The following is a 7,333-nucleotide window of genomic DNA, read 5'->3' as shown; positions in this document are numbered from 1 at the left end:
CCCGCCGGTCCCGACCGGCGGCCTGACCAGCCTCCCAGCCGCCCCCGCTGACCAAACCCAGCGGGGGCGCTCGCGTCTCCCCATCAAATGCGTGAGCGCCGCGTGAGCGGACGTCCCGTGTGCACCGAGCGAGCACAGTAGTGCAATATTGGTGACTTAGCGTAGCCATGGATGCGCGAGACTTTCGAGGGAGGGATGGCGGGCGGGTCATGTCCGGAGCTCCGATCGATCTTGACGACGACGCGCTGACTGAGGCGATGCGGCTCATGGGCGCGTCGACGAAGAAGGAGGCCATCAACCTGGCGCCCCGGGAGTACGTGGCGCGTGCCAAGCGGCTTGAGGCGGCCGAGAAGCTGGCCACGCGGGGTGAGCGGGGCGAGTTCGAAGCCGCGGCTGCGGCGTACGCCGCAGCGAAGCGAGCCCGGCGGGCAGCCCTCGAGATGACCTCGCCACGGTGACACTCTCCGCGCGACGTGGTCGGTGGGATCTCAGGGACGCTTTGCGGTGGGCTCCGCTGCTCGTCTCAGCCGCTCGCTAGGCTTGGCGCATGATCCGAGCTGTGGTCTTCGACGTCGGTGAGTGTTTGGTCAACGAGACGCGGGAGTATGGTACTTGGGCTGACTGGCTTGGAGTCCCGCGCCACACCTTCGCCGCGATGTTCGGCGCGGTCATCGCGCAGGGGCGGGACTATCGGGAGACGTTCCAGATCTTCCAGCCGGGCTTCGACCTGTATGCGGAACGTGAGCGGCGTGCGCGCGCCGGCCAGCCGGAGACCTTCGGAGAGGCTGACCTCTATCCGGATGTGCGGCCGACCCTGGCGAAGCTCGCGGCGGACGGTCTCTGGCTCGGCATCGCCGGCAACCAGACCGTGCGGGCCGGCGCCATCCTGCGTGATCTGTTCGACCAGGACGTCGATCTGATCGGCACCTCGGACGACTGGGGTGCCAGCAAGCCGGACCCCGAGTTCTTCGAGCGTGTCGCCGCCGTCGTGCCCTTTCCCGCTGCGGAGATCCTCTACGTGGGCGACCGGCTCGACAACGACATCCGACCGGCTGCGACGGCCGGAATGCACACAGCGCTAGTGCGGCGCGGGCCTTGGGCAACGATCCAGTGGGACACCGAGGAAGCGAGAACGCTTCCGGACCTGCGGCTTACGTCGCTCGCTGAACTGCCGGACCAGGTCGCGACCGTCAACGCGCGAGCGCGCTGACGGTCGTCCCCCAGGCGTAGAGCCGGTCGTCGAGTTCACGGACGCACCGCTCGGCCTGCCAGGGCTGCAACGCTCGTCGGACTTCCCGAACCCGTTCCATGCCCGTCGCGTACCACGTCACGGCAAGCTGTTCGAGTGCCTGGGTCGCGTATCGGCAGGCGGCGGGCGCCGCGCCCGCTGCTGCCTCCACTGCTGCGAGGTCGGCGAGAACGACCGTGCGTTGTTTGTCTGAATCGGGCGGCAAGACGTCCAGCGCGCGGGCGAGGGTGTCACGTGCTTGAGGTAGGTGCCCGGCCTTGAGCTGAGTGTTGCCCTTGAAGGCGGCGAGTCGCACCGGGCTGAACCAGTCCATCCACGGGGGTGACTCGGGCTCGTCGCCGGTTGCGGAGTCGAGAAGATCCTCGGCGTGCCGGATGAGATTCAGCGCGGTGCGGAAGTTCCCGGAGCGTGTCTCGCACTCGGCTTCGACGGCGTCGAGCCAGGCAAGGAACTCGGGACTGGCGGCGCCGCGTCTGGCATAGGTCCGCGCGGCCACCATGCGCTCGTATGCCTCCTCTCGGAGCCCGTCCCATCCTGGTATGAACGCGGTGTGAGCGAGTACCGCCGCGCCGAGCAGCGAGTCGTCAGCTTCACCGGCGGCCTGCAGAGCCAGCAGAAGTGTGTCTCTGGCTTGCTCGGTCTCCCGTAGGTCGAAGAACTGGATCCTGCCCGCCAGCAGATAGGACTCGCTGACCGCGGCAGCCAAGCGCCGATGATGGGCACCAGCGACCTCGGGGAGAAGTGCACAGCCAAGTCGCGCGTGTTCAAGCACGGCAGAGCTCAGAGTGGCGGGTGCGACAGACCAGTACATGCGGCGATGGGCGCGCGTAACCGCCTCTATATCGGCGGCGACGTTCGCAGGCTGGGCGACCAGTCGGGGGCTGACCGGTACGGGCGCGAGTCTGGCGCGCCCACGCGAGTCGGTCGCCGCTCCTGACTTGCCGCCGACGGGCGGCGGCGCCTCGCCGGCTGCCCACGGGGCGGTGAAGCCCAGGTTCTCGATGGGCTGTCCGAGGAGGTGGACCAACGCACGTTGCAGGTCTGGGTGCGGCCATGGGGGCTTGGAGGACTCCCAGCGGCGTACCTGGCGCACGCCGACGGTCACTCCCCGCATGCCGAGGTGCTGGGCGGCACTGGTAAGGGCATCGGCGAGCTTCTGCTGCGAGGGGTAACCGGCTGCAGTGCGAGCCGCCTTCAACCGCTGATTGCCTGCGGCGCGCGTCATCGTGACCTCCGACCAGACGTGTCCAGGTTGGCAAAGCTACCGCCTCGCAGCCCTCGTTGTAGCTCGAATGAGCAAACAAAGCCCTATCCAAGCCCTTTGAGAGGCCGCAGGAAGTCCTCGTTTTCCCCGAATGAGACATCAATGATGAGGACTGGTATGTGACGTCGAGTCAGGAGCTGGGACTGGTGAGTGAGCAACAGCCATCGAGAAGCACCGGTACTCCCGAGCAGTGTTCGCGGCAGCGACGGGGGAGAGGGCTGATGTGCTGCGACCGCTGTCAGCGTGCTGATCCGTCAGTGCGGACCGTCGCGATCGTCGACCAGAACACCGGACCCGGTTGGTCCCACCGGGCCTGCACGAGGTGCTTGCCGTACGGCCAGGGCGAGCTCGACGGCGACCGGTCCCAGACGGCGCGTGAGGAGGCCTCGCGGTGAGGAGGATGGCCGTGAGCCGTCGGATTGTCGTCGCTCGGGGTGGCTGGCCGGTCGGAGAGAAGGCGGACCACACGCGGCCGTTGGGCGGGGACGCGTCTCGGCTGGTCCGGCCCTATGTGTCTGTCGAACGGCCGGCTCCGCGTTGGGTGCCGTTGTCCGGTACGCGGTACGGGCCGTGGGCGTCAGCGCGGTGAGCACCGGGAGCGCCAACGGCGTTGACGTCGAGTCGTGTGGGCGGTGTCGGCCGAAGTGGCTGGAGACGGTGCCGCTTGTCGTGTCGCGCTTGCCGTATGTCCGGCCGGCCGGGCACGAAGGGCCGCATGAGGACGCGATCTGGCAGACGTGGGTCGAGCTCCCCGCAGAACTGGTCTACGCGGTCGCGGTGACCTGCGTGGCCGCCAAGATCCGGCGGGCGTTCGCGGACACCGAGGCCGACCGGTGAGCCGCCGACGGCGCCGCGTTGAGCATGCCTTGGCCGCACAGGTCGTCTACTGCCTGCTGCTGGCCGGGCTACTGCTGCTCATCGTCCTCGGCGCCACGCCCTGAAGACCGGCTGGCGGGCGGCCGAGTAATTCCCGCTGGTCGGCCCGCACAAACCCGCCCCGGCCGCACATCCCTGGCAGGACCGGCCGGGGCGGATCGCAGGTAGCAACCACCTACACGGAGGAGCCTATGCGCATCCCCTTCCGCTCGCTGTCCCTCGATCCGCAGGACGACGGTCCGGACGTCGACGACACGACCCCGCCGGCCGAGGAACCGGACTGCGGGAGCGGCACCGGCTGCGGCCGCGAGTAGTACGTCCCCTGCGAATCGGCCGGCCCCTCGATAAGTGGGGCCGGCCACCAGGACCTCGGGAGGCCCTGTGCACCACTGGCACGCCTACGGATACACCGGCCACGAGATCCCACCGGACTCCCAAGCCCGCGACGACGACAGGCCGGTCATGCCACGGGAGTTGGACGCCTGGTTCCGGAAGCCGAAGACCATGCTGGCCGGCACCTACCACCACGCCGACGAGGCGTACGCCTGGCTCGCCAAGGAGCTGGGCGGACACACACCGGCGCCCGGCGGGCTCCCCGTGGCGCAACACCTGGAACACGCACACCGCGTGCTCCAACTCGGCCAGGACGCCTACATCGGCTACTACGAACCCGGCCGGATCGTCGTTCGTACGCTGCTGACATGCCCGCGCGGCCGCGAACGCTGCCCGGACCCGCGGTCGGCATAGCGGGAAACCGCCCAAACCTCGAACGCTCATCGTGGCCCACGAACTGTCCGCAGAAACCTACGAGACACGCGCCAGCGCCGCGTACACGCAAATCCGTGACCGCCGACTCGCCTCAGGAATGGCAAACACAGAGGCAAGAGTGCAGCCGACTCCCTGGAGTGCTATCGCGGCGTGCGGGTCGGGCGCGAGGACGACCCGCACGCGCGGGGAGCAGACGGACGAGGGGCGCAGGTCGGGACCATCCCCGCGTGCGCGGGGAGCAGTCGACGACCTCGGGCGCGATGAAACAGCCGTGAGGACCATCCCCGCGTGCGCGGGGAGCAGACCGTGATGCCCTCGGCGTCCGTGTGCTGGACGGGACCATCCCCGCGTGCGCGGGGAGCAGTCGGCGTCGGTCGGCTTGGTGCGCCGCCGCGCGGGACCATCCCCGCGTGCGCGGGGAGCAGTCACCGGCCGCGCCGGTCATGGACTTGCAGTAGGGACCATCCCCGCGTGCGCGGGGAGCAGCGGGCCGTCGTCGACGGTGATCGTGGCGAGCAGGGACCATCCCCGCGTGCGCGGGGAGCAGCGTGACCGTAACGTCTCCGGCGGCTCGAAGGTGGGACCATTCCCGCGTGCGCGGGGAGCAGTGGGCGAACTGGAGGCGGGGCAGCCGGGGACCGGGACCATCCCCGCGTGCGCGGGGAGCAGTCGGAGGCCGCCGAGCGGAGCACTTGGCGGACGGGACCATCCCCGCGTGCGCGGGGAGCAGGTCAGGGCTCTCATCGAGCAACTGTGTGCCTGGGGACCATCCCCGCGTGCGCGGGGAGCAGTTCAACCAGAAGCAGTGGTGCGGCCAGCCGAAGGGACCATCCCCGCGTGCGCGGGGAGCAGCCATCTGATGCACTTCACCGCCGGATCGGCGTGGGGACTATCCCCGCGTGCGCGGGGAGCAGCTCACCCCGGCCGAGCGGCAGCAGCTCGACCAGGGACCATCCCCGCGTGCGCGGGGAGCAGCGGCCCGCGATCTCGGCTTGGCGGCGCATCTGGGGACCATCCCCGCGTGCGCGGGGAGCAGCAGATCTACGGCCGGGCGACCTGGGACGTCGAGGGACCATCCCCGCGTGCGCGGGGAGCAGACGTGGGGAGCAGCCTCGACTACGCCGACCACGGGACCATCCCCGCGTGCGCGGGGAGCAGAAGCCCAACGCGGACATGATGTTGGAGGTGTAGGGACCATCCCCGCGTGCGCGGGGAGCAGCGCCAACCGCCGACCGGTCGAGCAACTGGAGTTGGGACCATCCCCGCGTGCGCGGGGAGCAGAGCTCCTTGCCGCCGAAGGCGCCGACGACGCGGGGACCATCCCCGCGTGCGCGGGGAGCAGGTCGGCGTTCAGCACGACGCGTGGATCACGGCGGGACCATCCCCGCGTGCGCGGGGAGCAGGTGGTGCCGTCGGCCCACCAGGTGGTGGCGCCGGGACCATCCCCGCGTGCGCGGGGAGCAGACGCTGCCCTCTACGGCTGTCACGTCGCCCCCGGGACCATCCCCGCGTGCGCGGGGAGCAGCCGCCGAGCGCCCCGATCGCCACCCGGGCGATGGGACCATCCCCGCGTGCGCGGGGAGCAGCCGCCGAGCGCCCCGATCGCCACCCGGGCGATGGGACCATCCCCGCGTGCGCGGGGAGCAGCCGACGTCCCCGGCCGGGCTCGATACCGGCGCGGGACCATCCCCGCGTGCGCGGGGAGCAGATGGTCCGTGACGACTCGCCAGTCCTCACCAAGGGACCATCCCCGCGTGCGCGGGGAGCAGCCGCCATTTGCCGCCTAGGGGTTAGATGTGCTGAGGACCATCCCCGCGTGCGCGGGGAGCAGATCAGCGCGGCTTCGACGTCGAAGACCTCGCCGGGACCATCCCCGCGTGCGCGGGGAGCAGGTCCGCGCCGACCGCCGGGCCGCCGCCAACGGGGGACCATCCCCGCGTGCGCGGGGAGCAGACTTGGTGAGCTGGGAGTTTAGGGCGGCGGGTGGCCGGGCTGAGCAACTATTGGAGATTCGGACATTTCGCTCCCGGTTGGGCGGGTCGGTCTGCGGGGCGGTGGGGACCGTTTCGCGTGCATCGCGGATCGGGGGCATCGTAGTCAGTCCCTCGTCGAGAGGGCGGATTTCGGTGTTTGCTGGACAGGCCGGACAGGAACGCGATGTACTCGCGTCGTGACAGGGCAGAGGGATGAACTGCCGCGTTTCGGTACGGAATTGTCACCTCCGGCGCGGGTGGTGTGGGCCAAGCACGACCGGTCCAGTGGTGGCTGGCTGCCGCTGTGGCGGCATATGGCCGACAGTGGAGCCGTGGCCGGGAGGCTGTGGGACCGGTGGCTGCCGGAGCAGGTCCGCCGGCTGGCCGCCGAAGCGCTGCCGGCCGGAGAGGCGGACGGGCGGCGGTTGGCGGTGTGGCTGGCCACAACGCACGACATCGGCAAGGCGACGCCGGCCTTCGCCTGCCAGGTCGAGGAACTCGCGCACGAGATGCGGTGCCAGGGGTTGGCCATGCCTTCTCATCGGCAGTTGGGGAAGGATCGGCGGCTCGCGCCGCACGGTCTGGCAGGCCAGCAGTTGCTGGCTGAGTGGCTGCGGCGGTCCCATGGTTGGAGCGGGTCCGCGCCGATGCAGTTCGCGGTCGTGGTGGGCGGGCACCACGGTGTGCCGCCGGCGCGCGGAGATGCCCGCGCGCTCGCCGACTACCCGGAGCTGCTGCGTACGCCGGGGTCGGCGGAGGCTCGCTGGCGTGCCGTGCAGGAGGAACTGCTGGAGGCGTGTGCCCGCGTGGCGGGCGTCGACGCGCGGCTTGCGGCTTGGCGGGACGTACGGCTGCCGCAGCCGGTGCAGGCGGTGCTGTCCGGTCTGGTTATCGTCGCGGACTGGATCGCGAGCAATCCGGACCTCTTCCCCTACTTCCCGGACGCGCGGGGCCAGTTCTCCGAGACGCGGTGGGAGGCGGCGTGGCGCGGTCTCGCCCTGCCGGAGCCGTGGCGGGCGGTGGCGCCGGTCGGGAGCGCGGAGGAGCTGTTCGCCGACCGTTTCAGTCTGCCCGCGGGGGCGCGGGTGCGGCCGGTGCAGGAGGCGGCGGTGGCGTTGGCGCGCGGTATGGCACGTCCGGGGCTGCTGGTGGTCGAGGCTCCGATGGGGGAGGGGAAGACGGAGGCGGCGCTCGCGGCAGTGG

At 70.7% G+C, this 7,333-nt stretch carries 7 protein-coding genes and 1 CRISPR repeat array; of the genes, 6 read left to right on the top strand and 1 reads right to left on the bottom strand.

Features of this window, described 5'->3' with window-relative positions:
• Positions 1-209 precede the first annotated feature (209 nt).
• Together FNX44_RS21320 and FNX44_RS21315 are read left to right on the top strand one after the other, a co-directional pair.
• Positions 210-458 (top strand): type II toxin-antitoxin system VapB family antitoxin, encoded by a 249-nt coding sequence (locus FNX44_RS21320; protein WP_143650259.1) that lies wholly within the window; start codon positions 210-212, stop codon positions 456-458.
• Positions 459-547: 89 nt separating this feature from the next.
• A complete protein-coding gene (locus FNX44_RS21315) occupies positions 548-1,210 on the top strand; it encodes an HAD family hydrolase (protein ID WP_143650257.1) in 663 nt (220 codons plus the stop codon).
• On the opposite strand, the gene FNX44_RS21310 is transcribed toward FNX44_RS21315, so the two are convergent.
• The gene (locus FNX44_RS21310) at positions 1,191-2,474 is read right to left on the bottom strand and encodes an NsdA family TPR-like regulatory protein (protein ID WP_143650255.1); all 1,284 of its coding nucleotides are present in this window, start codon (positions 2,472-2,474) and stop codon (positions 1,191-1,193) included. The two genes, FNX44_RS21315 and FNX44_RS21310, sit on opposite strands and share 20 nt — an antisense overlap.
• Before the next feature lie 717 nt (positions 2,475-3,191).
• Here FNX44_RS21310 and FNX44_RS21305 point away from each other — a divergent pair.
• The 4 genes from FNX44_RS21305 to FNX44_RS21295 form a co-directional block, all read left to right on the top strand.
• Entirely contained in the window at positions 3,192-3,350 is a 159-nt protein-coding gene (locus tag FNX44_RS21305; RefSeq protein ID WP_153507577.1) for a hypothetical protein, read from the top strand.
• Positions 3,351-3,580: 230 nt separating this feature from the next.
• Positions 3,581-3,703, top strand: coding sequence for a hypothetical protein (locus tag FNX44_RS29555; RefSeq protein WP_267129482.1), 123 nt, complete (start codon positions 3,581-3,583; stop codon positions 3,701-3,703).
• 67 nt (positions 3,704-3,770) lie between these two features.
• Positions 3,771-4,136, top strand: a complete 366-nt coding sequence (locus FNX44_RS21300) for a hypothetical protein (protein WP_143650253.1) — start codon at positions 3,771-3,773, stop codon at positions 4,134-4,136.
• Positions 4,137-4,370: 234 nt separating this feature from the next.
• Positions 4,371-6,110: direct repeats of the CRISPR family, unit length 29 nt; unit sequence GGGACCATCCCCGCGTGCGCGGGGAGCAG.
• Between the two features lie 217 nt (positions 6,111-6,327).
• Positions 6,328-7,333, top strand: a 1,006-nt coding sequence (locus FNX44_RS21295) for a CRISPR-associated endonuclease Cas3'' (protein WP_500274152.1), incomplete at its 3' end; no start/stop codon positions are given.

The organism is Streptomyces alkaliterrae (assembly GCF_007097205.2).
GTDB classification, from domain to species: domain Bacteria; phylum Actinomycetota; class Actinomycetes; order Streptomycetales; family Streptomycetaceae; genus Streptomyces; species Streptomyces alkaliterrae.
The sequence above is the reverse complement of the archived record's forward strand: the minus strand, read 5'-3'. Positions and strand labels throughout refer to the sequence as shown.

Coding starts and splice junctions, on each gene's coding strand:
- FNX44_RS21315 (WP_143650257.1), top strand. CDS start 548: ATGATCCGAGCTGTGGTCTTCGACGTCGGTGAGTGTTTGGTCAACGAG.
- FNX44_RS21320 (WP_143650259.1), top strand. CDS start 210: ATGTCCGGAGCTCCGATCGATCTTGACGACGACGCGCTGACTGAGGCG.
- FNX44_RS29555 (WP_267129482.1), top strand. CDS start 3,581: ATGCGCATCCCCTTCCGCTCGCTGTCCCTCGATCCGCAGGACGACGGT.
- FNX44_RS21310 (WP_143650255.1), bottom strand. CDS start 2,474: ATGACGCGCGCCGCAGGCAATCAGCGGTTGAAGGCGGCTCGCACTGCA.